This is a genomic window from Limosilactobacillus galli, assembly GCF_947381495.1.
GTDB classification, from domain to species: domain Bacteria; phylum Bacillota; class Bacilli; order Lactobacillales; family Lactobacillaceae; genus Limosilactobacillus; species Limosilactobacillus galli.
Genome location: NZ_CANCWK010000138.1, coordinates 1 through 279, shown reverse-complemented (window position 1 = coordinate 279; position 279 = coordinate 1). Strand labels below are relative to the sequence as shown.

1 pseudogene is annotated in these 279 nt (G+C 40.1%); it reads right to left on the bottom strand.

The features are described 5' to 3' along the window. Nucleotides 1-209 precede the first annotated feature (209 nt). Nucleotides 210-279: pseudogene (locus QOS10_RS09610) on the bottom strand (helix-turn-helix domain-containing protein); the annotation flags it as partial.

Sequence of the window (279 nt, the reverse complement as noted above, 5' to 3'; positions counted from 1 at the left end):
GGGAACTTGCTGACTCAAATTAATTAACCTGGTCATTTTGTCATAACCAACACTTTGTTTGTGTTCATTTTCTAACTACTCAATTAACTTGAGGAGTTCCAATTCCTCGATTTCACGTTCATTTGGATCATATTTAAGCCACTTGTAGTAAGCTTGCCTAGACACTCCAGCAGCTTTGGTTAATTCACGGACTGAACAACCCTCGGCTATCATTTCCTGAATCGCTTGATATCGTCCGGTCGATCCACCTCCCGATTGCGTATTTCGACTAATTTTTTT